Genomic DNA, 26,252 nt, shown 5'->3' on the forward strand with positions numbered 1-26,252 from the left:
GATGGGGCAATGACGACCAGATCGAAACACACCCGGCCCTGCTGGGTGTGCGGGTTACCCATGCACATGAACAGGCGCACCAGTACGGCCCGGCAGCGTTTGCAACGCTACAGTTGCAGTCTGCACACCACCAGCCGTAAACACGGGCCTTGCCTGCTGCGCGACTGGGAAAGTTCCTGAATTGAGTACTGTCGGGCGAGACCTAACTGCTGTAACATATAAAACATCCAGCCCCGAAAGAAGATAGAAACAGTGGGGCTGCTAACAACACTGAAAATACATCATGGAGGTGCCAGACACCAACCGTGCTTCCCGCTTGAAGCTCATGGCTCATCCCCGTTCATACTCAACCAGGCCGGACAGCAGCCAAATAGTGTAATCGCTTTGACACACTACAACACATTCTGCTACTTAACCCGCCATCGACCTACGGGACAGCCACCATCACCAAGGAAGGACTTTCCGCCAGCAAAGAATGGTCCGGGCGAACCGCCTAACCCCATACATCTGAAAACTTACACCATAAACCACACTATTTGCTACATAACCCGAGTTTGTCAAAAGACGGCAGCTGAATTCAATCGGGCACATTGATGCACTAACGTACCCGTTTCAGCTCGTATCAGTTAGTACTTGGAATGTGCTAGCATCGGAAGTATTCCAGTCGCTATTAGCAACAGTTAAGGCAGCTAGCATGTACACGTACAGCAGCCTTTCTCAACAGCAGGTCGCAGGTTCGAATCCTGTCTGGCGCACCCGTGATGAGAGTCCTACAGGCCATGGCCTGTAGGACTCTTTGCTATCGTCCTCCGTACGAAGGTCCCAGACTCGCTGTCGCTGGCCCCGGTGGTGGTAGCCGTAGCCGATTTTTGCCTGCACGCACTGTGGCCAGGGTTGTCTCTACTGTTCCTCGCTGAGAACGGAATCCACGATTTGCGGAGGGTAGAGCTGGCGGAGTGCGTATTCGGCGTCGGCAGGGGTGAACTTGTACTTGCTGCTGGTCAGCCGTTTCATCATGGCCTCCGGGTCCTGCACACCCTGCCCCTGGAGGTCCTTCGCGATTATGAGCGCATTCGCCGGGTAGTCTGCGGTTACATGTTCGATTGCATACTGTGCGGCCCACTGCGAGTAGTGGTCGCGTTTGCCGGTCAGCTGGTCGCGGATGCCTTCCTCGGACAAATGCATGGAGTCCACGTATTGCTGGGCTTTGACCGCGGCTTCCTTATAGGAGGCTGGCAGGGGGGTGGGCACCGGTGCGTGCTTGCGTTTGGGCGCCGCTGTCGACCGCGTCGGCTCTGGTGAATGGGTTATGGCGCGGCCCACTGCCTGCCAGTTGACGACACCGCTCTGCCAGATCAGGAAGCCGGCGAGGGCCACGAGCACCAGCACTATCTTCCATCCACGGGCATGCCTCTGGCGAGGTTCGCTGGTCCACCAAGGACTGGCATGCTGGGAAGGAGGGATGGACATAGGGCCGCGTGTCTCCTCTTCGCTTCGTGTTCTTAGGCCATCTGACGTATGAGGGCCACCTGCCTTATCCTAACTCGACGTGGGGTCCGAAGCCGTCCAGCCGAGTTGCAGGGCGCCGGGACGGACGGCAGGCCGTTTCGCTGGTGGACATGCCATCCATGTGGGCGGGCTTCGGCTGGAGGCATGCAGCGCCCCGGCGGAGCTCCTGTCGAAGCGGCCGCACAAGACGGCTCCACACCTATGCGTTCATCGCAGCCGGGACAGAACCGAATGCCGTTCTTCTCAGCGTATCCTTTGGTGGCATTCCGGACATCGTTGAGACCAACCACCCCCTGCTCGCCCGGTGCAGCAGCAGGCACCTGGGCCGATCGGCGTTGAGGATCGGTGGGAGGAAGGACTGCCGTGCCCTCTGGCTGCAGCGTTCGGCACGCCCACCGGTGGATGGGATGGATAGTAGGGGCGATGGAGTAGGAATAGTAAGTATGCATTGTCGGGTCCACCGGTTCGGCGGACGGTTTGGAAAGCGAGCGGACGCATGGCGTTGAGCAAGAAACAGGTCAAGCAGCTGCGGGCCCTGGCAAACGGGACCGGCCCGACCCTGTGGATCGGCAAAGAGGGCGTGACGGCGGCGGCCGCCAAGCAGGCCTCCGAGACCTTGGACGCCCATGAGCTGGTCAAAGCCGTCGTGCATGACGGCGGGCCAGTCGATGCACGTGAGGCCGGAGAGGCTCTGGCCGGGCAGCTGGAAGCCGAGCTTGTGCAAGTGATCGGACGTCGTTTCGTCCTTTACCGCGCCAGCGACAAGGAAGGTCTCAAACCCATCCGGTTGGTCCGCGGCTGACAGGTCGGGCATGCCATCTCGTCCTGCGGCAGCGGCTGAAGCGTCGAAGCCGGAGCCGGGTTGGGCGGACGAAGACAACGAAGGGAAACGGGGCGAAGGAGGACCAGGATGACGGAAGCGGACGAGCGGTTACGGCCGGCAGGGGAGCGGGGCACGGAAGACGGAACGCCGTTCGGGCCGACCTACCATCGGGGGTCAGTGATCATGCGGGGGCCCATGATTCCACAGGACAACTCAAACACCAGTCTGTTCACGCCTGATAAGGACACCGATTGGCTGCACATGGACCCCTGGCGGGTGCTGCGCATCCAAGCCGAGTTCGTAGACGGATTCGGGGCGTTGGCCGAGCTGGGACCGGCGGCGGCCATCTTCGGTTCCGCGCGTACCGGGAGCGATGACCCGGCCTATCAGGCGGCCAGGCGCATGGGGCACGACATCGCCCAGCAGGGCATGGCCGTAATCACCGGCGGCGGCCCCGGCATCATGGAGGCGGCCAACAGAGGCGCAGCCGAGGCCGGTGGCAAGTCGGTGGGGCTGGGTATCGAGCTTCCCCACGAGCAGGGCATCAACCAGTGGGTGAACCTGGGCATGACCTTCCGCTATTTCTTCGTACGCAAGACCATGTTCGTCAAGTATTCGTCCGGAGTGATCGTCTGCCCGGGTGGCTTCGGCACCATGGATGAGATGTTCGAACTGTTGACCCTTGTTCAGACCAACAAGGTGACCCGCACGCCCATCGTGCTCTTCGACACCGCATACTGGGAGGGCCTGTTCGACTGGATCAGCACGACCGTGCGCAAGAGAGGGATGATCTCGGACCTGGATCCGGACCTGCTGGTACGTACGGATGACCCGGAAGAAGCCGTACGCGTGGTCCTAGGGCAGGGTCGGCCCGGTAGGTGATGGCTGGGTGAGCGCTGACCGTGCGGAGCTGAGGGGCCATTGCGCTCACGGTGGCCATCCGAAGAGAACGGCGATACGGGGCTGAATGCCCTCAGCGTTTGGAAGCCAGCAGGACCCCGCTGCCGATTGGCAGGAGGCATGAGTCGAAATCCACGCCCTGGGTCTGCTGGCAGTCTTCCACCAGCTGACGGAGGAGCACCGCACGTGGGGACCGGTTCGCTGCGTTCATCACCCCGCCGGCCTCCTCGTCCTCCTGATAGCACATGATGTCGGTGAAGATGATCTGCCCATTGGCTTGCAGGAGGCGGGGAGCCTCCGCCATGGCGTCACGGTAGTTGGATTCGTCACCGGCCACGACGATCAGGTCATAGTCACGGGGATTGAGACGGGGGAAATAAGTCCTCGCCCGTACATTGACGGCACGCAGGCGCACACCATGGCCGATGTCGGCCGACCGGAAGGCGCGCCGTATCAGATCGGCCCCCTGGGGGGAGGAGTCGACGGCGGTGAACTGGCCTTCCTCGCCCAGGCCGTCTATCAGCCTCAGGGCCTCGACCACGGAACCTGTGCCTACCAGGATGATGGAGCGCGCATGGCTGGCCTGGGCGACGATTTTCAGGAAAGCGCCTTGGGCCACGGACCCCTGTGTGAAACCGGCCTGCACGGCCTGCTTCCTCACGGCCTGCAGATAGTCGGGTTCAGCGTTGAGCTCGCAGGCTTCGGCATACTGCCAAGCCTTGGCGTGGTTGGTGTAGGAAGTCCTGTTCATATTCATCACTCTAACGAGGCCCCCTCACAAGTGGGAGGGCTGCTGCGGATGGTGCGAGCGTTCAATCAAATCCCAGATGGTCTCGCCGACATCAATGCCCCGGGGACAGGGCCTGCTGCAGGCGCGGATGGATTGGCAGGCCGACAGGCCGTCCTCGCCACCCAGATCTTCCAGGCGCTGTATGGCGCGGTCGTCGCGTGAATCATGGATGAAACGGGCGGCTGCGACCAGGGCTGCCGGACCGATGAAGGCCTCGCCGCCCGACCAGATAGGGCAGGCGGCTTCGCACAGCCCACAGTCGATGCAGTCGCTGAGCTGTTCATAGGCGGCCAGCTGGTCCTTGGTCTGCCGGACCTCCAGGCTGCCAGGACCTCCTTTCGGATTCGTGGCGGCACCCTCGGCATCCAGGGCGCCATCGGCTGGGCCCGGCTGCAGCCAGGGGTGGATTTGGTCGATTGCGTCGAACATGAGGGTCGTGTCTACGATGAGGTCGCGCAGGACCGGGAAACCGGGGAGGGGGCCCAGTTCCACCAGTAGATGGTCCTGGGATAGCTGGGCTGGGTCGTGGAATGGTCCGGGCTGATCCAGGTGGCCCGGGGAGGGCCGCCGTTCGGACCCGGTCCCGGTGGGACGGAAGGGGGCTGCTTGCGTATACGCCTGGCAGTCCGCCACGGTGGCTTCGCACAGGAGGGCCGGCTTGCCATTGACGGCGGCGCCGTCCGAGCCGCACATTCCATGCCCGCAGGAGTAGCGGAAGGCCAGGCCCGGGTCCTGTTCACGCTTGATGGTGAGCAGGAGGTCGAGCAGGGTGTCCTCTGGTCGGGCATCGAGCAGGTAGTCCTGGGTCCAGCGCTTCAGGCGCTGTCGCCGACCGGGTCCGGCAGGGCCATGGTCGGTGGCGAAGGGGTTGCTCCGGTGCCGGCCGGACGGGGCGCCCGCGTGGTCCGGCATGGGTTTGGCGCGGTGGATGCGGATGGTCACACGCCGGATCGATTGGTTATCTGCCTGCTGTTTCCCGTTCATTCTTGCCTATCCTCCTCCTGTCTCGCAGCGACCCTCTCCCTGGCCCGTTCGCCTGCCCGGGCTCAGTATCTCCGTGAACCGGGTGGGAAGTCCTCGATGTGTACGGGACTCCATCCGATATGTCCGGTTCGATTCACGAGGGAGTGCCGCAGGTAGTTGTCATCGTCGCGGTGGGGGTAATCCAGGCGCTTGAATGAGCCTCGGGATTCTTTGCGTTCCAGACTTGCCTGGAGGGCCGCACGGGCCAGACGCAGCAGGGAGCGTGTTTCGAAGACGGCGGTCAATTCCTGGTTCCAAACGGGGGAGGGGTCGTGCGGGTGGAGGCGGTCTGCGGCGGGGTCCAACTCGTGGTCGAGCCGGTTCAAGGCGCTGCTGATGCCCTCGGCTTCGCAGCGCACGGCGAGGGTACGGTCCATCAGCCGTCCGAGCTGTTCGGCCAGCCGGTATGGATTGCCGTCTTCGGGAGCGGGAACGGTGCTGTCTCTCCGGTCCCCGTCCTCACCCGGATCTTCCACCTTCTTGCCGGCCCGGGCCAGCAGGTCCGTCACGTCCTGCCGGCGCCGTCCGGCTCGTTGATCCAGCAGTTCATGGTTATGCGACCCCCCGCCTGCAGCAGGCATGGTCACGAAACGGTAGGCATCTGAACCGGCCCTGCGCCCGAACAGGCAGGCATCCAGAAGGGAGTTGCCCCCCAGGCGGTTGGCACCGTGAACCCCAACGCATGAGCACTCGCCGGCTGCGTACAGTCCATCCACCACCTGCGCCTGCCCACCTTGCCAGGAGAGCACGTGGCCGTCGGTGTCGATGGGGATGCCGCCCATCATGTAGTGGGCGGTGGGCTTGACGGGGACCAGGTCATGGCCGGGGTTCAGGCCGGCGTAGCGGCGGATGGTCTCATCCACCTGTGGAAGCCTGGCGTGCATAACCTGGGCGCTGATGCCGCGCAGATCCAACCACACGCAGTCCCTGGGTCCGTCGGGGTCGCCCGGGTCCGTCACACCCCGCCCCTGATCGACTTCGGCAGCAATGGACCTGCTGATCACGTCGCGGGCGGCCAGGTCGCCATGCCTGGGGGCGTAGCGATGCATGAAGGGATCGCCGTCCGCATTGCGCAGGACCCCGCCTTCCCCCCTGGCGGCCTCGGAGAGAAGGATGCCGGTGTGACCCAAACCGGTGGGGTGGAATTGGATGAGTTCGGCATCCTCCAGGGCGAGCCCGGCATCCAAGGCCAGTGCCATACCGTCCCCGGTCAGGTCCCAGGAATTGGAGGTGGTGTGGAAGAGACGGCCGGCACCGCCGGTGCATAGGGCCAGGGCTCGGGCGCGGATGGTATGCACGGTCCCGGTGTTTTCGTCAAGGGCCACCAGGCCTTCTACGCTGGTACCCGTAGCTGACAGGACCAGATCGGTCACATACCATTCGTCGGCGAAGGTCACACCCCGCTTGAGGCACTGCTGCCAAAGGGAGCTCAGGATCCGGTGGCCGATCCGGTCGGCCGCATAGGCCGCCCGCTTGACCGGCCGGCCCCCGAAGTCGGCGGTGTGCCCGCCGAAGCGCCGTTGGCTTATTCTGCCATCTTCGCGGCGGGAAAAGGCCACTCCGGCATGTTCCAGGCCGATGACCGTCGAGCGCGCCTGCCGGGCCAGGAGTTTGGCCGCATCCTGGTCCACGAGCCAGTCGCCGCCCTTGACGGTGTCGTAGTAATGCCAGCGCCAGTCATCCTGCTCCTCGTTTCCCAGACTGGCCGCGATCCCGCCTTCGGCAGATCCGGTGTGGGAACGCAGCGGCTGGAGTTTGGAGATCACCAGGACGCTGGGCTTGGCGCCACTGCCAGCCGCGTCCAGGAGTCCGAGAGCGGTGGACAGGCCAGCGGCCCCGGCCCCCACGATGACGACGTCATACCCTGTTTTGATATGTGCTGGACCCATGTCTCGATTCTCTCACAAGCCCGGACCTGGGGGTGGTGGGTGGCGCTGGATCATTGGGGTCGGCCGTATGGCACTGTCATGGCCCGTTGCGAATATGGGTGCATGGCGGATTCGACGGTGGCATCATCCCCTTCTTTCTTCGAACAGGTCTATGAGGTGGTCAAGCGTATCCCGTATGGTGCCGTGGCCACCTACGGCCAGGTCGCGGCCCTGGCAGGTCGCCCCAGGTCCGCGCGTTATGTTGGCTATGCCCTCCACTCCAATCCGGCCCCAGGCGTGGTGCCCTGCCACCGGGTGGTCTTCAGGGATGGTTCCCTTGCCCCGGGCTTCGCTTTCGGCGGACCCGAACGGCAGAGGGCACTTCTGGAGAGCGAGGGCGTGGTCTTCAGGCCGGCGACGGACCGCGCGAACAGCGGTGCGCCAGGCTGGCTGGTCGATCTGGACCGCTGCGGATGGCGGGTCTGACCGGTCTCATCGCCTTTCTTTTTCCTGCCCGTCTCGTGTAGGCGTGAGAACGCCTCCCTCGCTGGCGAGCAAGCCGGTCAGCTCCATGGCCCCCGCCGTCTGCAGCACCTCCTGCAAGGTATATGCCGGATGGCCCTCCTGCTCCAACAGGGCGGATACGTTCTCACAGGTGGCTTCCAGGTGTCTGGCCCGGCAGGCCCGGACGGCCTTGAGCAGCGTGCGTTGCTCTTCCGGCAGATCCTTGCGACTCTTCTTGGATCGTCCGTCGTCGTCGCAGCCATGATTTCCGTCGGTCGGCCTGGCCGCTGACGCGACGGTCGGTTCTGTTACGCACTCAGTCAATCCTGCCTGCACTTGGGTTGTCCCCGGGCCGGCCGTCGGGGTTGGGCTTTCGCCGATCGGTTCATGGCTGGCATGACAGATTCCCTCCAGGTTGTTGGCGGAGATCAGGATCATGGCCTTGCCGTCGTGGATCAGGTGATTGCAGCCTGTGTTCTCGGGGTTGTCGATGCCGCCGGGGGCGGCGTAGACCTCCCGTCCCAGTTCGGCGGCCCATGTGGCGGTGTTGAGCGCACCGGATCGGTGACGGGCCTGGGCCACGACCACCGTGCGTGCCAAGGCAGCGATGATACGGTTGCGCAGCAGGAATCGGCGGGCCTCGGGGATGGTGCCGGGAGGCAGCTCGCTGATCAGGGCACCCCCCTGGCGCTCGATGGCCGCGAAGAGACCGGCGTTGTGCCGTGGTCCCATATGGTCCAGTCCGCCGGCGAATACGGCCACGGTACGTCCAGGTGGCGGTGCGCCGTCCCGGGCGGCCGACAAAGCGCCCCAATGGGCGTTGGCATCGGCCCCGAAGGCGCCACCGGAGACGACCAGGTGGCCGCCTTCAGCCGCTTTCAACCCAACCTGCCGGGCGACGAATCGCCCATAATCGTTGCAGGAGCGTGAGCCGACCACGGCCAGTGGGGTCGGGCAGGAGACGAGGGCGGCGGGGTCTCCACGCCCCCACAGGCACAGCGGTGGGGCCCAATCGGAACGTGTGGCCAGGTCGCCCAGCTGGTCGGGCCAGCTGGGGTCGTCCGGACCGATTACCCAAAAGTGTCCGTTTCCGGTCAGCCAGGCGATCAGGTCTTCTGAGCCGGCGCTGTTCAAGGAAGCCAGTCTTTGCCGCCATTTGCTAGCGGCCCGGTGGAACCTGGTCATGCTGCGCTGGTCGGCATGACGGCCCCACCGGGCCAAGCCGGACAGGAACATGCCGTCGAGGTGGGCCATGCCCCTGGATGACCGGCCTTCGATAAATTGGGAGACCGACGTTTCGCGTAGCGCCTCCAGAAGTTCCTGTGCGCCGCCTGCTCCGAGCAGGGTTGCATGGAGCAGGGCGTCGGGGCCGTCCACGCAGTAGGTGAGCAAGGCGCGGGCCAGGGATTCAGGCGACAGGGTATGGTTGCCGGTCGTCCCTGTCGTCGGGCGGTTCATTGCAGCCTCGTTCGCATCATGATCCCGGCATTCACGTCCTCGGCCCTGGGGCTGGTCCGTCCATCCAGGTCGGCCAGGGTCCAGGCCAATCGCATGGCTCGGTCCGCCCCCCGCAGGCTCAGACGCTTGGCCTCCAGTGCAGCACTGACCAGGCCTATGGCCTTCGCCGATGTTTCCCTGCGGAGCCATTCGCCGGAGGCCTGGGCGTTGCAGGACCAGCCCTCCTTGCTGAAACGGGCCCTGGCCACCGCCCGTGCCCCTGTCACACGTGAGCGGATCTGGGCGCTGGAGTCGCGGGGCTCCTCCGAAGTGGGCAGAAGGGAGGAGACCGGGGGGACGGACACCTGGATGTCGATCCGGTCCAGGATGGGGCCGGACAGGCGGTTCCAGTAGCGGGTGCGTTCACGAGGAGAGCAGGTGCAGCGTTCACCAGTGCCATAACCGAAGCCGCAGGGGCAGGGATTGGCAGCCATGATCAGCTGGAATCGGGCCGGGTAGGAAGCGGTTCCCTTCGAGCGGGAGAGGAGGATGCGCCCGGTCTCCAGTGGTTCGCGCAGGGTCTGGAGGGCGCGTGGTGAGAACTCGGGTGCCTCATCCATGAAAAGGACGCCGCAGTGGGAGCGGGTGATGGCTCCGGGCATGGCCACACCAGACCCGCCCCCGACCAGGGCTGCGGTGGAGGCCGTATGGTGGGGAGCCTCAAAAGGCGGCACATCCGTTATGCCATGACGTTGCAGATCTCCACACAGGGAGCGTATGGAAGCCACCTCCAACTGCTCTTTGTTGTTCAAAGGAGGCATGATGGAGGGCAGTCGGGAGGCCAGCATGGTTTTGCCGGAACCGGGTGGTCCGGTCATCAGCATGTGGTGTCCGCCGGCCGCCGCGACGGTCAATGCCCACTTGGTCTGTTCCTGACCGACGACCTGGGCCATGTCCGGCAGATCGTTCGTTGCGGTGTCCGTGCCTGTGATGGTTGCCCCCGTGGCGGCTTCATCGGATAGCCGGTACCTGGCCTTGCCGCCCACATGCTCGATCAGCTCGCCCAAGTGACGTACCCCGACCACTTCCACGCCCGGCACCATGCGTGCTTCGTCCAGGTTTCCGTAAGGCAGATAGGCTCGTTTGATGCCGTGTTTGCGGGCGTGCAGGAGGATGGGTAGCAGACCGTTGACAGGAAGGACCGTGCCGTCAAGGTTGAGTTCACCCAGGGTCAGGGCACCTTCGAAGCCCTGGTCGGGTATGGAGCCGGCCGCGTCCATGACCGCGACCGCGATGGCCAAGTCGTGGGTCGATCCGTGCTTGGGCATGGAGGCGGGGGAGAGGTTGACGGTCACCCGGGTTTCGGGCCATTTGAAGCCGGTTGCCGAACAGGCTGATTTGACCCTCTCGCGCGATTCGGACAAGGAGGCGTCGGGCAGACCGATGATTGAGAAATAGGGCAGGCCTGGGGAGATGAAGGCCTGGGCCTGGATGGTGAATGCCTCGAGTCCCACCAGTCCAACGGACGTTCCGGTGCCTATGCGCATCAGAAGGCCCCCCTGATCAGACGCACCCTGGCCTGGACCCCGCCACCGGAGGGGCCTGGTCCGATGAAGAGTGCGGCCACGTCGAAGCGCACGCTCCCGTGCCTGGGCGTAGAGCCTTCCCCGTTCGCCTTCAACCAGAGAATGGCCGCACGCCTCAATCGCAATCGTTTGCCGGCCGCCACTGCTTCTTCGGGTCTGCCGTAGGTGCGGCTGCGTCGGGTCTTGACCTCCACGAAGACCAGCCGCTTCTCCTGGTCGAGGGCCACGATGTCCAGTTCTCCGAAGCGGCAGGACCAGTTGCGGTCCAAGATCCGCCAGCCCATGCATTGCAGCCAGCGGGTCACGTATTCCTCGCCCAGGGCGCCCAGGCGTTTGGGGCTTATTCGGGGCGCACACAGGGCCGCCTCGGTTCGGGGCAGGTCGTGGGCGGGATCGATGGGCTTGTGCGGCGGTGGTGTTGTATCCATGCACACAGTTCACCACGGGTGGGCAGGGAAACCGAAGGGGGAACGGGATTGTGGTCGAATGTGACCTTGCCGTGGTCGGATATGAACCGGGCCTGCGTCAGGGCCGCCTGGCTCCGTGTCCCGGGCCTGTCCGCGTCGCCCGGGCCGTGGTCCGCACCCGGCTTATTCCTGCCTGTCAACCAGTGCGGTCATGAGGTTCAGGTCGAGCTCGAAACTGACCCCTCGACGTTCGTAGTCGGGTTGGGTCTGGGTATGTGCCATGGCGGATCGGACGAACTCCCCTGCGATTCGCGCCGCCTGGTCCAGGCTACGTCCGGCGAACACGGCCCCGCACAAGGCAGAGGCGAAGGCATCCCCGGTGCCATGGATCATGTAAGGGAGCTTGCTGTGCTTGAGTTCGACGCGTCCGTCCGTCCCGCCCAGGCCTTCTCCGGCCGCAAAGTTGCGCAAGTCCCCGTCGCCGCGGTCGATCCCTTTGAGGATCACGTGCCGCGCGCCCATGCCCAGCAGCGCCTCCAGCAGCTCTGCCACCTGGGCATCGTCCAGGTCCTGGCCTTCATAGGGCAGTCCGGTCAGCAAGGAGGCTTCGGTCAGGTTGGGCATCAGTACATCCGCACCGTCGGCCAGGCGAGCGGTGGCGCGGCAGAGCTCATCGGTGTAGGTGGGGTACATTCTGCCCCCGTCGCCCATGACCGGGTCCACCAGGCGCAGGGCCTGCGGGTACTCGCGGTACATGCGTTCGATGATCCCCACCTGCTCGGCCGAGCCCAGGAAACCGGAATAGATGCCGTCCAGCTGGACACCCTCCTGCCGCCAGGCATCCAGGTATCCGGGCAGCATGTCGGTGGTGTCGTGGAATGTGTAGTGTTCGAACTTGGTGTGGGCCGAAAACAGGGCGGTGGGCACCGGGCACACGTCGCAGCCGGCTGCAGACAGGATCGGGATGGCTGCGGTCAGGGAGCACTTGCCGTAGCCGCACATATCGTGCACGGCCGCAACACGCGGGATGTAATCGGGTTGACGCTGGTACAAGGGAGCGCTCATGGGCTTGGCCCTCTCCTTCTTCGCTTGGCGGATGGTTGTGGTGGATGGTGACGGCTGTATGGGTTCGTGGCCCTGAGCCCGACTGTAGCGCGGTGTGCGGGCATGGGCCAGGTCGGGTCGGTGAAGCGAAGCCGGGCGGCAGTGGGTCGTCGGTCCCCGCTTTCAGTCCTTCTGCCGTCGGTCGGGCCAACCGGTGATCAAGGCGTGCAGGCCCTGGCGGTAGCTGGTCTCCATGATGGAGTCCGTGCCGTCCAGGGCGGATACGAAGGCGGACAGCCCCGTGTGGTCCAGCTGCGCACGCGCGGCCGGTCTCGTTTCCCCCCCGGCCCCGCCCGCGGGCGGTTCGGCTTCGGCGATGGCGCATCCGATGGTCAGCCCGGCAAGGCTGTTGAACAGGTGCATGGTGCTCTTGTCGACCTCCAGGCCGTGCGCGCCAAGCAGGTCGAGCCACCCCTCCACCATGGTGTGGGATTGCTCGGTGTCGATGGGGTGCGTGGCCATCAGCGCGATGGCGTTGGGATGGTCCAGCAGGGTCCGATAGACCTGAAGCATGGCTGTTTCCAGGCCCTCTTTCCACCCGATGCCGGCGGGCAGGTCGTCAAGGGCGGTCGCCGACTGCCATATCAGCTCGACCACCCCGTCAAGCAAGTCGGCTTTGCTGTGGATGTGGCGGTAGATGGCGGTCTGGGAGACACCCATCTGCCGGCCCAGGGCACGCAGGCTTAGGGCGGACAGGCCCTGCTCATCAATCAGGTAGAGGGCCGAGCGCAGGATGTAGTCGCGGCTGAGCGCCGTCCTTGTGGGTGCCTTGGGCCGGACGGGCATGCCTACTCCTTTCGCTGGATTCCTCTCTTGAATAGTACAGCCGCCAGGACGGCAAGGGCCAGAAGGAAGGCCAGTAGGGCACTGATATCCGAGCGGACGGCAGCCAGGTCGGCCGAGTCGAAGTTGATTGCGCCGATGGCGTCCATGGCCCAGTAGACGGGGCTGACGGCAGCCAGGTGCTGCGCCCAGCCGGGGAAACCGGACACCGGTGACAGCGCTCCGCCGATACCGGCCAGGAGCATACCCAGGATGTTGTTCAAGGACATGGCCATTTCCTCGGTGGAGGACCAGATGTAGTTGAGCAGCCCGAAGAGGGTGAGCACGGCGCAGGTGAGCAGGAAGACGACGGTGAGGGCCGGGACTGAGCCGTTCGGATGGTAGTGGAAGATGGCGGAGCCCACGAGCATGACGGCCCCCACCTGGACCAGTTGTATCAGGAAGGCCACGGTCAGTTTGGCCATGACCGTGTCCAGCAGGGAGGCCGTCGAGACACGCATGCGCTCCCAGGTATGCCATTGGTGTTCGTTGTAGAAGAGCTGGAGCACCATCTGCAGGGAGAACATGGAAAAGAGGATGGCGAAGCCTGGGAGGGCCTGCTCTGAGCCGTTGGCCGTCACGTGCCCCTGCGCTCGCAGCGTGTCCTTGCAGGCCGGAAGCATGAAGGGGATGATGATCAGCGGGATGGCCATGATGACCGCTTGCATCCATAGGTTGCGCAGTTGGACCATGAAGTTCAGGCGGAAGGCCGCCGCGTATCTGGGCAGGGTCATGTCAGTCCTCCCCGTTTCCTGTTCCCGACTGGCGCATGTCGTCGGTGTCCATGCCCATGATGGTCCTGTAGGCGGATTCGATGTCCGGTTGGATGACGGTGATGTCGTTTACCGAAGCGTCCTGCATGGACGGCCTGCGGAACAGTTCCGCGATCTCCCGTTCCGGGTTCGAGACAGGGTGGTCGGGCTCCAGGTGGCCGTCCACCATCCGCCAACCCTCCACATGACTGGGGGGCCGGCCCACGAAACCCACACGTAGGGAGGCTTTCGCATACAGACGCACCACCTCATCGAGCGGTCCCTGGACTGATATCCGTCCGTCGACCAGAAAGGCCAGAGCTGCGTCCAGGTGCTCGATCTCCTGCAGGTAATGGGTGGTGTAGATGATGCTGGCACCTTGCTCCGCCATGGTCCTGACCATGGCCAGGATCCCGGTGCGGGCCTCCACGTCAGCGCCTACCGTGGGTTCGTCCAGGAAGAGCACCCGGGGTCGGTGGACCAGGGCGATGGCGGTATGCAGGCGGCGCTTCTGGCCCCCGGAGAGATCCCTGGCCCGGGTCGCGGCCTGTGGGCGCAGTCCCATCAGTTCGATCAGCTCATCGGCCCTGGAGCGTGCCTGGCGCATGCTGAGTCCCTGGATGCCTCCGAACCCGCGCAGGTTGTCTCGTACGGTCAGATTCGGGTAGATGCCCAGATCCTGGGGTGCAAGGCCGACTATCCGACCGAATACCCGCGAAGGTGTGCGGTAGGGGTCATGGCCGCCGACGCTGATGGTGCCGGAATCCGGCTCCTCCAGACCGGCCAAGGCCGATATGAGCGTCGACTTGCCTGTGCCGTTCTTGCCGAGCAGGCCCAGGATCCGGCCCTGCGGCAGGTTCAGGTCCACCCCCTTGAGCACCGCCCTGCCCCCGAATGCCTTGGTCACGGAGCGGCAGGCCAAGGCCGGTCTTTCCTCTGTTGCGACTGTGTTCATATTGGACCTTTCCATGTGGAGTTTACAACGTTAACAAAAGTAACACTGTAAACACCTTGTGCGCAAACCGGGTTGAGAACGAACACAGGCCTCATCCCGAAGGATGATGCGCCGCCGTCCCTGCGGGCTGACGGACCTTGCTGAATTCACTCCTGGGCATGATGCCGTCGGCTTGCGCGCTCAAGTAGATTCACAGGTGGATATGCGGGAGACACCCGCGCTTCAGCAGCAGAAGGGGACGCGAGATGACTTATCAGCAGAGCAGCCTGAGAACGCCAAGGCCGGTGGAGGGCACCGCGGTGCAGGCCGTCGGTCTGGTCAAGGACTATGGCAGGGGGGAGAACCTGGTGCATGCCCTGCGGGGGGTGGATGTGGCTTTCCAACGCGGTCGCTTCACCGCCATCATGGGACCCTCCGGTTCGGGCAAATCAACCCTCATGCACACCCTGGCCGGCCTTGATTCCGCTACGGCGGGTCGGGTGCTGCTCTATGGGGTTCAGCCGGGTGCCGGCAGGGGGCAGCGCCGGCAGGCCGCCCACGCCTGCCGGACCGACCCGCATGCCTTCGTCGATGTCACCAAGCTCGGCGACAACGAACTGACACTCCTGCGCCGGCACTCGATTGGTTTCATCTTCCAATCCTTCAACCTCCTGCCCATGTTCACAGCCGAGCAGAACATACTGATGCCTCTGACACTGGAGGGCGCCAAGCCGGATAGGAGCTGGCTGGACCTGCTGGTGCACACCCTGGGCCTGCAGGGCAGGCTCAACCACCGGCCCAGCGAGCTGTCCGGCGGCCAGCAGCAGCGGGTGGCGATCGCCCGGGCGCTGATCGGCAAGCCAGCCATCGTGTTCGCCGACGAGCCCACCGGCAACCTGGATTCGGTCTCGTCGGCCGAGGTTCTGAGCTTCCTCAAACGCTCTGTGCAAGAGCTGGGGCAGACCGTGATCATGGTCACCCACGATCCGGTTGCCGCCTCCTACGCGGACCGGGCCATCGTCTTTGCGGACGGGCGGATAGTGGCCGACGAGGTCGCTCCCACCGCCGAGCGCATGAGTGACCTGCTCACACGGCAGGCGGAATCGGCCCCCACCTCGACCCCGCCCCCCGACACGACGACCGGGCCGGCGCACGCGGCCCATCAAGCCCGCTGAGCGGAGAGGAAGCCAAGCATCATGTGGTCAATATCCTGGAAGATGATGAAGCGCGACGGGCGCATGTTGGTTCCGGCCGGCATCGCCATCCTGGTCGGCTCCCTTTTCATAGCCGCCACCTTCCTGTTCGGCAATACCATGGACGGATCCCTCCGCAAGCAGGTATCATCCTCCTTCGGCGAAGCCAACTATGCCATTGCGCCCAAGCAGGGCGTCAGCGATGCTGACTCGGATTTGCATGTGGTCAAGGACTACCACCTGGACGCAATACGGGCATGTGCAGGTGTACGGGGAGCCAGGGCGGACGTGCTCATGCTGGTGGAACTGTCCTCAGTGGACGGTGCCAAGCATACGAACACAGCCGGCACGGCCGTGGCCGAACCTGACACGCTGATGCCAATGCCTCTGGTGGACGGCCGCTGGCCGGCTTCGGACTCCGAGGTGGCCCTGCCTCGAAACGCGGCCGACCGGCTTGGGGTCAGGCTGGGGGACGATGTAAACCTGAAAGCCATATCGGGCGGACAGGATGGACCTGGGGGGAGCTCCAGCATCCGCATGAAGCTGGTGGGCCTGAACGAAGACAAGGAGGGCCCCTACATAAACTACGGGGGCGCAAGTGTGATGGCCGAGGGCGCCATGGCCCGCCTGCACGGTGAACCAGCCTCCATGGGCATCGGCACTTATCCAGCGCCGTACGTCTACCTGTCCATCGACCGTTCACAAGCCGGTGAGCCCACCCTGCGCCGGATACGCGGCCTTCTGCCCAAGGGCTTTCAGCTGCGGACACGTGCGGCTTTCGAGGACCAGCAGATCAAGCAGCTCAGTGGTCAGACCAGCATCATGACCACTTTCCTGCTCTCCTTCGGCGTGCTGGCCATGTTCGTGGCCGCCCTGGTCATCGCCAACACCTTCCAGGTGATGGTGGCCCGGCAGCGCCGGACCCTTGCCCTCCTGCGCACCATAGGCGCCAAGAAAGGACAGGTGCGTGCCTCGGTGCTCATGCAATCCGGCGTTCTTGGTCTTATCTCCTCACTTCTGGGCACCCTGGCCGCCCTTGGCCTCATGGCGCTCGCCCATGCCATGGGACTGCGGGTCGGGGCGGTCATCCTGAAGCCGATCATCACGCCCCCGGTCCTGCTGGTTCCGGTTGTCTTCGGCACGGGTATGACCATCCTGGCTTCGCTGTCATCGGCCGCCGCCGCCACCCGGGTCACACCCCTGGAGGCCCTGCGGCCGGTTCAGGTAGGCGGAGGCAAGCGCTCGGGCAAGCTCCGTCTGTTCGTCGCCTGTCTGATGATCGTGGTGGGCGCGGCCGTGGCCGCTTGGGTCGTCTACCAGGCGGTGCAGGATTCACGCGGAGTCAGGGGCACCATAATCAGCACGCATGCAGACACGGCTCTGGCCATCGCAGTCGGTGCCGTGGCCTTGCTCTTCCTTGGTCTGCTCTTGTGCGCCAATCGCTGGATTCCTTGGGTGCTCAGGGGAATCGGTGCGTTGGTGGCCCAAGTCGGACCGTCCTCCAAGGTGGCCGTAGGCAACATCTCCCGCAATCCCGCCCGTGTGGCCGCCACCGGCACAGCCCTCCTGATAGGCGTGACCCTGGTCTCCTGCCTGGGCACCGGCGCTGTTTCGGCCAAGCAGACCCTAGGCACCGCCCTCGATTCGCACTACAGCGTGGATGTGGAGATCGACCTGCCCAAAGCCGACAGCGCAGGCCTGGACAAAGTGCGCCAGGTCAAGGGCGTCAAGGCGGCCGACATGGTTCCCGTCTACCGTGCCGAAGTGGAAGCGGGCAAGAAGGGCGCGGATGTGGCGGTGTTCGCGCTCACCCCAGGCCAATCCGGGCGGCTGATGAACGTGGACCAGGAGTCATCCATGGCCGGTGGGTCCAAGCTGGTCATGCCCGAGGGGCAGCTGAGCGGCAAGTCCCAGGTCAAAGCCGGGCAGGGCGTCCGCCTGACGCAAGGAGCCGGTAAGAACGGGGGGCCACGGGCTGGTTTCTCGTTCAGGACGGTGGCGGGTTCCTACAATGGTCTCAGCGACAATACCGGGCTGTATGGTGTCGCCCTCGTAGACCGGGCCGATTCCTTGGGCCAGCCGGACCACTATGAGATCTGGGCCAAGTCCGACGGCACCCAGCCGGCCGGGGTCTTTACCGAGGACATTCGCCAGGCCATGAGTTCGGCGGCTGAGGCGAGTGTGGCCGGCGGCATCGCCATGAAAGCCATGTATGAGCAGGTGATCGACATATTCCTGGGGATCATGCTGGCCTTGCTCGCCGTAGCGGTGGTGATCGCGCTGATCGGCGTGGCCAACACCCTCTCCCTGTCGGTGATCGAGCGCAGCAAGGAGTCGGCCACCTTGCGTGCCATCGGCATGACCCGCCGCCAGCTCAAACGTTCCCTGGGGGTGGAAGCCCTGCTCATCGCCCTGGGTGCAACCCTGGCCGGCTTGGTCCTGGGCACGCTCTTCGGCTGGATCGGTTCCTACATTGTGTTCGAGTCCCTGGGCAAGGTGGCGCTGCCCGTCGATTGGGGCATGTATGCCCTGATTGTGGTGGTCGCTGCCCTGGCTGCGCTTATGGCCAGCCTGCTGCCGGCTCGCCGCGCCGCCAAGACGCCTCCGGTCGAGGCCCTGGCCGAGGCGTAGCGGGGTGGAGCCCGGCGGTCCGGCGGTGGCGGACCGCCGGTTTGGGGCCGTATCCGGCAGTCGGTCGGATACGGCCCCAAACCGTGGGTGACAGTGGGGAAAGCGATCGGATATCGTTTGCTCCGGACCTCCGCAAGGTCGTATCAGACCAGTTTGTTGTCGTAGGCGAAGACCACGGCCTGCACCCTGTCACGGGCGTGGATCTTGGCCAGGATGTGCGCCACATGTGTCTTGACCGTGGGCAAGGAGATGAAAAGCCTGTCGGCGATCTCCTGGTTGGACAGGCCGTGGGCGATCTCCACGAGCACTTCCAGTTCTCGTTCGGTCAGATCATCCAATTCCGGGTCCCGGTAGTCGGCCGGCCCTGCGGAAGTGCTGTCCTGGGTGGTGGCCGGCGCCGCTTCGTTGCTCATATTCGCCTGGGGGCCGGGGGAGGCCTGCGCCATGTGCTCGATCAGACGTTTGGTGGCCGAGGGCGCGATGATGGCGTTGCCCTGGTACACCGTGCGAATCGAAGCCAGCAGTGTTTCGGGTTCGGTGTCCTTGAGGAGAAAACCTGAAGCGCCAGCCTTGATGGCTGCCATCACATACTCGTCCAGGTCGAACGTGGTCAGGATGATGACGTGCGTCAGGCCGTGGGCTTCGGGTCCATCGCCGCACTGACCGGGAACAGGGCCGCAGATGCGGCGTGTGGCCTCCAGCCCATCCATGCCGGGCATGCGTACATCCATGAGTATCACGTCCGGTCGCAAACGTTGGGCCAGATCGATGGCTTCCTCCCCCTGCGAGGCCTGCCCCACCACATCCATATCGTCTTGCGAACCGATGACCATGGCGAATCCGGCGCGCACCAAATCCTGGTCATCGGCGATGACGACCCTGATCGGCCTTCCGGCTCCCTGTCCGCTTGCGCCCAACCCGACCTCCCGTTCGGCACCGATTATTGACTTCATGCTAGCGGGTCGCGTCTACAGGAGCGTCCTAGTCCGCGATGATGGTCAGCTGCCGTCCCCGGACCGCCCTACAGGATGAAGTCGAAGACCGGATGAAGCCTGGTCGGTTTTGTGATCGGCGTCCGAGGAGCCGCTCTGACGAAGGATGTCGAGCAGCTGACGCATGCGGGCCAAGGCCGCTCTGCCTTCCTGGCCGATCGTTTCGAATGCCTGATCTACATCATCGGCCGGTATCGTCGAGTCGTCTCGCCGCTTGCGGACGATGAGGGCGATGCCTGCGTCGGCGCCGGCGATCACACGGCTGAGCGTGGCGCTGACTTCGGCCTGGATGTCTGCGCCGATTCTCGCCCGCTCCGCGTTCGCGGCCAGCCTTCGACGTTGAGCCTCACCCTGGCGCAAGGCCTCCTCGCGTTCCTGCAGGAGCAGGATGCTGGACCCCGACACCCGCCGCCACAGTCCGAGGACCAGGGCGCAGGTGCAGCAGATGGCCGATACCGCCAGGATACCGCCGGCGATGGCAGCGGGGGAACCGTTTTTCGAGACAGCTGGACCCGGACGCTCACCCATGGCCCAGGCCAAGAGGGTGGTGGAGCCGTACAGGACTTCGACTCTCAGCCGCAGGTACATCAACGCCAGTTCGGTGACTACTGTGGCCGGTACCCAGATGCGTGTCCTGCCCCGGCCGTATGCCGTCGCAGAGTAGATGGAGACCAGGACCAGCAGGTTGACCGAGCCCAGCCAGGGGACGGCTATGAGTTCCACGGCGCCGACGGTCGCTATGACGGCGGCGCTCAGGTTGGGTGTGCGTCGGCGCAGGACGAGCGGCAGCGCCAGGCAGGCCGACTCGGCCGCGACCGCAGCGGTCGGCACCATGTTCCCCTGCTCCCACAGGTTGGTGTCCAATGCGAAGAACGAGGTGTCCGACACGGTCATCAGCAGCAGGAACGGCACCAGCAGGAAGGCGTCGACCAGCAGGTAATGCCTGCCGGCCCAGGCGGACAGACGCTCGATGGGGTTGGCCTGGTATGGTGAGGCCGAAACCAGTGCGGCTTTCGTGTCCTGGGGTCGGACCTTGAGCGGGCCGGTGCTGGTGCCAGGCGGCTGTTCGGTGCCTGCGACGGTTTCGGAGGGTGTCATCGTTGGGTTCGGCTGGGAGCCAAAAGGTATGAGGGCCTCCACCAGGAAGCCGCCCCCTGCAAGTGGACCTGCCTGTACACTGCCTCCTATGGCCTCCACCCGTTCACGCATGCCCAGCAGTCCGTAGCCGTGGTGGTCGGGCGCTTCCAACCGGGAGGCACCGCCCCGCCCGTCGTCGCTGATGGAGATCCGCACGTCCCTGGCCGACCAGTGTTCGTGGATGACCGCATGCGCGTTCGTTCCCGCGTGCTTGCGAATGTTCGACAGGGCCTCCTGGACGCAACGGTAAGCCACCAGACTGGCCTCGGCACTCAATTCATCAGGTTCGGGGGTGCCTTCGAACGTCCTCTCCAATCGCAGGTCGGGGGAGGCCGTGCGGGCCTGCCGTACCAGGCCGTCAATGGCGGTGTAGGAATACTTGCCGGTCGCCTCCTCTCTGGTTGACGTGCGGGCTGGCTTATCTGGGGTCTGAAGGCGGCCGGCGGGTGCGTACGTATCCGTGGGCCGGCGGGATGTCGAAGCGTTCATTGCGTCCGCCGGACTCGGATTGTTGGTCTGTGCCTTCCTCGAATCGGACGGGGGTTGCGTCCGCTCCGTATGCCCGTCGTCGGTCCGGCCTGCATCCGCAAAGCTGCCGAATAGCCCGTCCAAGTCCCTCAATGCCCGTCCGGCCTCCCGGCGTATCGTCTCCATCACTTTCAGAGCCAGTGCAGGGTCCTTGGCCCCGGCATAGCGGCCCGCGTCGGACTGCACGATCACAATCGAGAGGGTGTGCGCCACGAGGTCGTGCATGTCCCTCGCAATCCGCGCCCGTTCGGCGGAGGCAGCCAGCCGGTCCTGCTCGCGTTGCCGGTATTCGATGGCCTCGTTGCGCTTACGCATGGCGTCCAGGGACTGCCGCCGGGCCCGGTTCCAATGGGCCAGGATGATGACCAGAAGCAGGAGCAGGGCATATCCCGACAGATATATGGCAAAGCGCAGGATTGTGTTCGGCAGGCAATCCGACGGGCCCCTGCCCGACGACGGTGCGCACGCCGGCCTGATCCCATGATTTGCCGTCTCGCTGAATCCGGGGATGCGGAGGAATTCCAGCAACGGGCCGAAATTGTAAGCCAGGGCGTTCAGCAAGGCCGCCAGGGCCACCAGTGAGAAGCCGGTGAGTGCATATCTGCGGCCCTGCTTTCTTGGTCCGTAGGTGATCACCGAATACAGCATGATGAGCCCTAGGGCATCGCAGATGAGGAGGGTGGGTCCGATCAGCAGCTGTGCCAGGCAGATGGCGACGAAGGACTGGGCGGCGGGTTCTGGCCGGCTGCGGCGGAAAATCAATGGCAGGCCCAGGATCAGGCTGAATGTCAGGGCGGTCACGTGACGGGAGGGGAAGATGAATCCATCATTCAGTATCGGCGCCTGTCCGTAGTCACAGAGCACCCAGGTCAGTAGGCAGGCCGGCAGGCCGTCACGTAGGAGGACATGGCCCCTCCAATAGGCGGTCATTCGCCCCCATGCCCGACTTGCTGCGCTCATATCATCAGAGAATAGCCTGACCGCTTCATCACAGGCCTCGGCCCCAGGTATGATTCTCGGGTCGCCCCTTCCTTCCTCGGGCCGGACACGGCGCGGCACCGATTGGACAAAACGGGCATAATGGGTGCCATCGGTCCGATCAAGGAGGAACCAATGGAACACCTGGAGTCCTACTCCATGCCAGGCATGCATGTCGAGGAGGGGTCGATTCCCGTTCCCTTGGATTGGGAAGGTCTGGATCCGGGCGACGACATAGGCGCCGGCCCCCGGCTACGTCTCTTCTATCGGGTCCTGACCGCGCCCGGCCGGATCCATGACGACCTGCCGCTGCTGGTTTTCCTTCAAGGGGGGCCCGGGGGAGCCGGTCCCAGACCCCTGACCCCGCAATCGGACCCCTGGATCGCCGAAGCCCTCCGGCATTTCCGTGTGGTCCTTCCGGACCAGCGGGGTACCGGCCGCTCAAGTGCCATTGATGGCACCGGTTTCGCCGCCATCGGCGGTCCGGGGGAGCAGGCCGCCTACCTGCGCCGTTTCCTGGCCGGTTCCATCGTCCGTGACTTCGAACACCTGCGCAGGACGGTCTTCGGCGGTCGTCGTTGGCTGAGCCTGGGCCAGTCCTATGGCGGCTTTCTGACGCTGGCGTATCTGTCGGCCTTCCCCGAAGGCCTGGCGGCTTGTTTCACCACCGGCGGCATCCCGCATGTGCCGGCCGATGCAAGTGAGGTCTATGAGCACACCTTTCCCAGGATGAAAGCCAAGACACAGGCCTTTTACGATCGGTATCCCCAGGATCGCCAGCGGGTGGCGGCGGTGGCAGACATCCTGGCGGAGGGGGGCGCGCGCCTGCCGGGGGGTGATCCGCTGACGGTGGAACGCTTCCAGACCCTGGGATCGGATTTTGGCATGAAGCCTTGCTTCGAGCGCCTGCATTGGCTGCTGGACACGGCCTTCCCCGACGGTGATGGGAGCCTGAAAACGGGGTCGACGGCTCGTCTCTCCGATATTTTCCTGGCCGGGGTCGATCGGTCCACGGCCTCCGCACCGCTGTACTGGCCCTTGCAGGAGTTCATATACGCGGATGGGGAGTGCGGTCCCATCGATTGGGCCGCCCAGCGGGTGCGGGACCAGGACCCGTCTTTCAGCCCCGATGGCCGGCCGTTGATGTTCACCGGTGAAGCCATCTTCCCCTGGATGTTCGAACAGGAGAGGAACCTTCGCCCGTTCCGCCAGGCTGTGCAACTGCTCATGCAGGAGGGGACCTGGCCCAGGATATATGACCCAGAGCGGCTGGCTGGCAACGAGGTTCCCCTGCAGGCGGCCGTCTACTACAACGACATGTACGTGGACCGTGAGCTGCAGATGGACACGCTCTCCCGGATCGGTTCGTCACATGCGTGGGTGACTTCGGGGTACGAGCATGACGGCTTGCACGAGGGAGGTGTGTTCTCCGAATTGCTGGCCCAGGCCATGGATCGCGGCGGTCTGGACGGCTTGCTCTAAGGCTTCCGGTTCCACCGGCCCTTGCGATACGATGAGGGCGAATATCGGTAACGGGCCTATGCTATTGGCCCTGTGCAAGCGGACAAGGGGCTGAGCAGTGACGAAAGAGAACGTGACGATCGGGTTCATCGGATTTGGTGCCATGGGTCAGGCCATCGCCCAAGGACTGGTCGACGCCGGCGTGGTGGACGGCGCGCATATCATCGCCACGACACCGCACTTCGATCGGGTGCAGGCGTCGGCCGGGCGTATCGGGGCCAAGGCGGTGCCTTCGGCCGCCGAAGTCGTCGAGGCGGCGGACATCGTCGTGGTTGCGGTCAAGCCGGACCAAGTCGAGGATGCCTTGCGCCCTGTGTTGGACGAGTTGGCAGGCCCGGACCGTTTCGTACTCTCCATCGTCGGCGGCTGCACCCACGCCTGGTACGAGGATCTCCTCCAGGCCGGTACCCATCTGATTTGCTCGGTGCCCAACACCCCGATTGCCGTTGGCCGCGGCATCCTGGTGACCGAGAACGACCACAGCCTGACACCTGGTCAATACCGAACCTTCAAATCGGTATTCGGGCCGGTCGCATTGATCGAGGAGGTGCCGGCCGCCCAACTGGGTATCGCCACCACTGTGGCTGGTTGTGCGCCGGCCTTCACCGCCATGTATATGGAGGCCCTTGCTGATGCGGGTGTCAAGCATGGCTTGTCCCGGTTGTCCTCCTACCGGTTGGCCGCGCAGATGGTGGAGGGGACCGGCGCCCTGTATCTGGCCACCGGCACCAATCCCGGAGCCATGAAGGACCAGGTCACCTCACCCGGTGGCTCCACGATCAAAGGGGTGGCTGCCTTGGAGAAGGACGGATTCCGTGGGGCGGTTATCGATGCGGTGGATGCAATCGAAGGCGAGTGAGGCATACCGCTGATACGCAGGGGCGGCGCCCGGCATCCCGCAGGCGCCGCCCCTGCCTGTGATTGGTCAGCGGCGCGGATAGACTGGGAACCATGTCTTTGACCATAGGAATCGTCGGCCTGCCCAACGTGGGCAAGTCCACCCTCTTCAACGCACTTACCCGTAACAATGTCCTGGCGGAGAACTACCCCTTCGCCACGATTGAACCCAACACCGGCATCGTGCCGCTGCCGGACCCGCGCCTTCCCAAGCTGGCCAAGCTGGTCCACACGGAGAAGATCGTGCCCGCCACGGTCACGTTCGTGGACATCGCCGGCATCGTCAAGGGTGCTTCCGAGGGTGAGGGCCTGGGCAACCAGTTCCTGGCCAACATCCGCGAGGCGGACGCCATCTGCGAGGTGGTTCGTGCCTTCGAGGACGACGATATCGTCCACGTCAGCGGTCATGTGGATCCTTCGGACGACATCGAGACCATAAACACCGAGTTGATCCTGGCCGACCTACAGACCATCGAGCACGCCCTGCCGAAGCTGGAGAAGGACCTGCGCGGCGGTAAGATCGAACAGTCCTACATGGATGCGGTCAAGCAAGCCCGGCAGATCCTGGGCGAGGGTGAGACCATCGACCATGCGGCCACGGCCGGCACAATCGACAAGGCCGAGATATCCGAGCTCCATCTCATGACCGCCAAGCCCTTCATCTACGTGTTCAACCTCGATGACGACGAGCTGGCCGACGACGGGCTCAAGGCCAGGCTGGCCGCTTCCGTCGCTCCGGCCCAGTCCATCTTCCTCAACGCCCAGTTCGAGGCCGACCTGACCGAGCTGGACGAGGCCGACGCACGAGAGATGCTGGCCGACGCGGGTCTCAAGGAATCCGGCCTGGACCAGCTGGCCCGTGTGGGCTTCGACGTGCTGGGCCTGCAGACCTTCCTGACCGCCGGGGAAAAGGAAGTCAGAGCCTGGCAGATTCACCAGGGTTGGACCGCCCCCCAGGCCGCCGGCGTGATCCACTCCGACTTCGAGCGCGGTTTCATCAAGGCCGAGATCGTATCCTACGGCGACTTCGTGGCAGCCAACGGCTCCATGCCGACCATCAAGGAGGAGGGCAGGCTCCGCCAGGAGGGCCGTGACTACGTGATGCAGCCCGACGACATCGTGGACTTCAAGTTCAACGTATGACCTTGCGCCGCCTATGATAGGGCCCCGCCGCCGGCTGAGCGCCAGGTGCGGGGCCCTTGCTGTATGCGGCTACGAGGCCTCAGGCGCCGATCAGGGAGATGCGCTCGTGGATGTGGCCGCCCGAGAGGGCTTCGTCGACCATGCCGATGGCATAGTCGGCGTATGAGATCGCGGATTCGCCGTTGTCGTTCGTGGAGTATTCCTCGCCGCGCAGCAGGTACTTGCCGGTGCGGGTGCCGTTGGCCCGGAAGTCGGCGGCCGGGCTCACATAGGTCCAGCGCACCTCCTCGCGCAGGCGCAGTTGCTCAAGGCTCTGGCTCATGATCTTGGACAAGGGGTAGGCGTCCCGGGGGAAGTCTGCACTGTCCTTGAGCTCCTGGTTGTGCCCCGGGTCCGTGTAGAGGCTGCCTGCGCCGCCAACGACCAGCAGCCGGGTCTTCGAGTAGGCCAGCTGGTCGCACAGGTGCTTCAGGGATGTCATGTGTTCGGGCAGGTCCTCCAGCTTGAAGGCGCCGAAGGCGTCGACCACGGCATCGAAGGGCTTCAGGTCCGCGGCGGTCAGGTCGAACAGGTCCTTGCGCAGGCTATGCTGGGCCTCGGTCCTGTTCTCATGACGTACGATGGCGGTCACGTCGATGCCGCGGTCCACCGCCTCCTTGACGATGGCCGAACCGGCCTTACCGTTTGCTGCAACAACAGCCAGTTTCATATCGGTCATGATGCCCTCCTCCTGTCAGGGCCGCTCCTGCTGACGGCCTGCTGCACATGTGTTT

The 26,252-nt window shown here is 64.5% G+C and carries 21 protein-coding genes and 2 pseudogenes; 8 read left to right on the forward strand and 15 right to left on the reverse strand.

Annotation, left to right across the window (positions count from 1 at the left end; all coding sequences use genetic code 11):
• Positions 1-900: 900 nt before the first annotated feature.
• Positions 901-1,470 carry an Ltp family lipoprotein gene (locus CRD59_RS00515; protein ID WP_113852647.1) on the reverse strand — a complete coding sequence of 190 codons (570 nt, stop codon included), beginning with the start codon at positions 1,468-1,470 and terminating at the stop codon, positions 901-903.
• A 535-nt stretch (positions 1,471-2,005) separates the two neighbouring features.
• Between CRD59_RS00515 and CRD59_RS00520 the strand changes: the two genes are divergently transcribed.
• Both CRD59_RS00520 and CRD59_RS00525 read left to right on the forward strand, forming a co-directional pair.
• Positions 2,006-2,311 (forward strand): YhbY family RNA-binding protein, encoded by a 306-nt coding sequence (locus tag CRD59_RS00520; protein WP_113852648.1) that lies wholly within the window; start codon positions 2,006-2,008, stop codon positions 2,309-2,311.
• Positions 2,312-2,419: 108 nt separating this feature from the next.
• The gene (locus CRD59_RS00525; RefSeq protein WP_113852649.1) at positions 2,420-3,214 is read left to right on the forward strand and encodes an LOG family protein; all 795 of its coding nucleotides are present in this window, start codon (positions 2,420-2,422) and stop codon (positions 3,212-3,214) included.
• 91 nt (positions 3,215-3,305) lie between these two features.
• On the opposite strand, the gene CRD59_RS00530 is transcribed toward CRD59_RS00525, so the two are convergent.
• From CRD59_RS00530 to CRD59_RS00540, 3 genes are all read right to left on the reverse strand, one after another.
• Positions 3,306-3,983 carry an O-methyltransferase gene (locus tag CRD59_RS00530; RefSeq protein ID WP_161522237.1) on the reverse strand — a complete coding sequence of 226 codons (678 nt, stop codon included), beginning with the start codon at positions 3,981-3,983 and terminating at the stop codon, positions 3,306-3,308.
• A 24-nt stretch (positions 3,984-4,007) separates the two neighbouring features.
• On the reverse strand, positions 4,008-5,006 hold the full coding sequence (locus tag CRD59_RS00535) for a succinate dehydrogenase/fumarate reductase iron-sulfur subunit (RefSeq protein WP_113852651.1): 999 nt from the start codon (positions 5,004-5,006) through the stop codon (positions 4,008-4,010).
• Between the two features lie 62 nt (positions 5,007-5,068).
• Entirely contained in the window at positions 5,069-6,934 is a 1,866-nt protein-coding gene (locus tag CRD59_RS00540) for an FAD-dependent oxidoreductase (protein WP_113852652.1), read from the reverse strand.
• 102 nt (positions 6,935-7,036) lie between these two features.
• On the opposite strand from CRD59_RS00540, the gene CRD59_RS00545 reads away from it, so the two are divergent.
• Positions 7,037-7,399 (forward strand): MGMT family protein, encoded by a 363-nt coding sequence (locus CRD59_RS00545; RefSeq protein WP_113852799.1) that lies wholly within the window; start codon positions 7,037-7,039, stop codon positions 7,397-7,399.
• 6 nt (positions 7,400-7,405) lie between these two features.
• Here CRD59_RS00545 and CRD59_RS00550 read toward each other — a convergent pair whose 3' ends face one another.
• From CRD59_RS00550 to CRD59_RS00580, 7 genes are all read right to left on the reverse strand, one after another.
• Positions 7,406-8,875, reverse strand: a complete 1,470-nt coding sequence (locus tag CRD59_RS00550; RefSeq protein ID WP_113852653.1) for a DNA-processing protein DprA — start codon at positions 8,873-8,875, stop codon at positions 7,406-7,408.
• Entirely contained in the window at positions 8,872-10,401 is a 1,530-nt protein-coding gene (locus CRD59_RS00555) for a YifB family Mg chelatase-like AAA ATPase (RefSeq protein WP_113852654.1), read from the reverse strand. The genes CRD59_RS00550 and CRD59_RS00555 overlap by 4 nt, the downstream gene beginning before the upstream one ends.
• Positions 10,401-10,868, reverse strand: coding sequence for a YraN family protein (locus CRD59_RS00560; protein WP_113852655.1), 468 nt, complete (start codon positions 10,866-10,868; stop codon positions 10,401-10,403). Before CRD59_RS00560 ends, CRD59_RS00555 begins: the two co-directional genes overlap by 1 nt.
• A 162-nt stretch (positions 10,869-11,030) precedes the next feature.
• Positions 11,031-11,912, reverse strand: a complete 882-nt coding sequence (locus tag CRD59_RS00565; protein WP_113852656.1) for a pyridoxamine kinase — start codon at positions 11,910-11,912, stop codon at positions 11,031-11,033.
• A gap of 162 nt (positions 11,913-12,074) precedes the next feature.
• Entirely contained in the window at positions 12,075-12,737 is a 663-nt protein-coding gene (locus CRD59_RS00570; RefSeq protein ID WP_113852657.1) for a TetR/AcrR family transcriptional regulator, read from the reverse strand.
• A gap of 2 nt (positions 12,738-12,739) precedes the next feature.
• Entirely contained in the window at positions 12,740-13,507 is a 768-nt protein-coding gene (locus tag CRD59_RS00575) for an ABC transporter permease (RefSeq protein ID WP_113852658.1), read from the reverse strand.
• A gap of 1 nt (position 13,508) precedes the next feature.
• Positions 13,509-14,480 carry an ABC transporter ATP-binding protein gene (locus CRD59_RS00580; RefSeq protein WP_161522238.1) on the reverse strand — a complete coding sequence of 324 codons (972 nt, stop codon included), beginning with the start codon at positions 14,478-14,480 and terminating at the stop codon, positions 13,509-13,511.
• A 245-nt stretch (positions 14,481-14,725) separates the two neighbouring features.
• Here CRD59_RS00580 and CRD59_RS00585 point away from each other — a divergent pair, with 245 nt between their 5' ends.
• On the forward strand, positions 14,726-15,634 hold the full coding sequence (locus tag CRD59_RS00585; protein ID WP_113852660.1) for an ABC transporter ATP-binding protein: 909 nt from the start codon (positions 14,726-14,728) through the stop codon (positions 15,632-15,634).
• Between the two features lie 21 nt (positions 15,635-15,655).
• Positions 15,656-18,283, forward strand: a complete 2,628-nt coding sequence (locus CRD59_RS00590; RefSeq protein WP_113852661.1) for an ABC transporter permease — start codon at positions 15,656-15,658, stop codon at positions 18,281-18,283.
• 143 nt (positions 18,284-18,426) lie between these two features.
• On the opposite strand, the pseudogene CRD59_RS08320 reads toward CRD59_RS00590, so the two are convergent.
• From CRD59_RS08320 to CRD59_RS00600, 3 genes and pseudogenes are all read right to left on the reverse strand, one after another.
• Positions 18,427-18,636 (reverse strand): annotated as a pseudogene (locus CRD59_RS08320) (response regulator transcription factor); the annotation flags it as partial.
• Positions 18,637-18,852: 216 nt separating this feature from the next.
• Positions 18,853-19,236: pseudogene (locus CRD59_RS08325) on the reverse strand (response regulator); the annotation flags it as partial.
• A gap of 45 nt (positions 19,237-19,281) precedes the next feature.
• On the reverse strand, positions 19,282-21,900 hold the full coding sequence (locus CRD59_RS00600; RefSeq protein ID WP_161522239.1) for a sensor histidine kinase: 2,619 nt from the start codon (positions 21,898-21,900) through the stop codon (positions 19,282-19,284).
• Positions 21,901-22,053: 153 nt separating this feature from the next.
• Between CRD59_RS00600 and CRD59_RS00605 the strand changes: the two genes are divergently transcribed.
• The 3 genes from CRD59_RS00605 to ychF all read left to right on the forward strand — a co-directional run bounded on the left by CRD59_RS00605 (position 22,054) and on the right by ychF (position 25,479).
• A complete protein-coding gene (locus tag CRD59_RS00605; RefSeq protein ID WP_113852800.1) occupies positions 22,054-23,400 on the forward strand; it encodes an alpha/beta fold hydrolase in 1,347 nt (448 codons plus the stop codon).
• Positions 23,401-23,497: 97 nt separating this feature from the next.
• A complete protein-coding gene (proC, locus tag CRD59_RS00610) occupies positions 23,498-24,298 on the forward strand; it encodes a pyrroline-5-carboxylate reductase (protein ID WP_113852664.1) in 801 nt (266 codons plus the stop codon).
• A gap of 92 nt (positions 24,299-24,390) precedes the next feature.
• Complete coding sequence (ychF, locus tag CRD59_RS00615) at positions 24,391-25,479, forward strand: redox-regulated ATPase YchF (protein ID WP_113852665.1); 1,089 nt, start codon at positions 24,391-24,393, stop codon at positions 25,477-25,479.
• A gap of 79 nt (positions 25,480-25,558) precedes the next feature.
• Here the strand turns inward: ychF and CRD59_RS00620 are convergent, their stop codons facing one another.
• Positions 25,559-26,197: an NAD(P)-dependent oxidoreductase gene (locus CRD59_RS00620; RefSeq protein ID WP_236632638.1), complete on the reverse strand. Its 639-nt coding sequence runs from the start codon at positions 26,195-26,197 to the stop codon at positions 25,559-25,561.
• Positions 26,198-26,252: the final 55 nt, after the last annotated feature.

The sequence above is a fragment of the Bifidobacterium xylocopae genome, from assembly GCF_003315615.1.
In the GTDB taxonomy this organism is placed as follows: domain Bacteria; phylum Actinomycetota; class Actinomycetes; order Actinomycetales; family Bifidobacteriaceae; genus Bombiscardovia; species Bombiscardovia xylocopae.

Coding starts and splice junctions, on each gene's coding strand:
- CRD59_RS00515 (WP_113852647.1), bottom strand. CDS start 1,470: ATGTCCATCCCTCCTTCCCAGCATGCCAGTCCTTGGTGGACCAGCGAA.
- CRD59_RS00520 (WP_113852648.1), top strand. CDS start 2,006: ATGGCGTTGAGCAAGAAACAGGTCAAGCAGCTGCGGGCCCTGGCAAAC.
- CRD59_RS00525 (WP_113852649.1), top strand. CDS start 2,420: ATGACGGAAGCGGACGAGCGGTTACGGCCGGCAGGGGAGCGGGGCACG.
- CRD59_RS00530 (WP_161522237.1), bottom strand. CDS start 3,983: ATGAACAGGACTTCCTACACCAACCACGCCAAGGCTTGGCAGTATGCC.
- CRD59_RS00535 (WP_113852651.1), bottom strand. CDS start 5,006: ATGAACGGGAAACAGCAGGCAGATAACCAATCGATCCGGCGTGTGACC.
- CRD59_RS00540 (WP_113852652.1), bottom strand. CDS start 6,934: ATGGGTCCAGCACATATCAAAACAGGGTATGACGTCGTCATCGTGGGG.
- CRD59_RS00545 (WP_113852799.1), top strand. CDS start 7,037: ATGGCGGATTCGACGGTGGCATCATCCCCTTCTTTCTTCGAACAGGTC.
- CRD59_RS00550 (WP_113852653.1), bottom strand. CDS start 8,875: ATGAACCGCCCGACGACAGGGACGACCGGCAACCATACCCTGTCGCCT.
- CRD59_RS00555 (WP_113852654.1), bottom strand. CDS start 10,401: ATGCGCATAGGCACCGGAACGTCCGTTGGACTGGTGGGACTCGAGGCA.
- CRD59_RS00560 (WP_113852655.1), bottom strand. CDS start 10,868: ATGGATACAACACCACCGCCGCACAAGCCCATCGATCCCGCCCACGAC.
- CRD59_RS00565 (WP_113852656.1), bottom strand. CDS start 11,912: ATGAGCGCTCCCTTGTACCAGCGTCAACCCGATTACATCCCGCGTGTT.
- CRD59_RS00570 (WP_113852657.1), bottom strand. CDS start 12,737: ATGCCCGTCCGGCCCAAGGCACCCACAAGGACGGCGCTCAGCCGCGAC.
- CRD59_RS00575 (WP_113852658.1), bottom strand. CDS start 13,507: ATGACCCTGCCCAGATACGCGGCGGCCTTCCGCCTGAACTTCATGGTC.
- CRD59_RS00580 (WP_161522238.1), bottom strand. CDS start 14,480: ATGAACACAGTCGCAACAGAGGAAAGACCGGCCTTGGCCTGCCGCTCC.
- CRD59_RS00585 (WP_113852660.1), top strand. CDS start 14,726: ATGACTTATCAGCAGAGCAGCCTGAGAACGCCAAGGCCGGTGGAGGGC.
- CRD59_RS00590 (WP_113852661.1), top strand. CDS start 15,656: ATGTGGTCAATATCCTGGAAGATGATGAAGCGCGACGGGCGCATGTTG.
- CRD59_RS00600 (WP_161522239.1), bottom strand. CDS start 21,900: ATGAGCGCAGCAAGTCGGGCATGGGGGCGAATGACCGCCTATTGGAGG.
- CRD59_RS00605 (WP_113852800.1), top strand. CDS start 22,054: ATGGAACACCTGGAGTCCTACTCCATGCCAGGCATGCATGTCGAGGAG.
- ychF (WP_113852665.1), top strand. CDS start 24,391: ATGTCTTTGACCATAGGAATCGTCGGCCTGCCCAACGTGGGCAAGTCC.
- CRD59_RS00620 (WP_236632638.1), bottom strand. CDS start 26,197: ATGACCGATATGAAACTGGCTGTTGTTGCAGCAAACGGTAAGGCCGGT.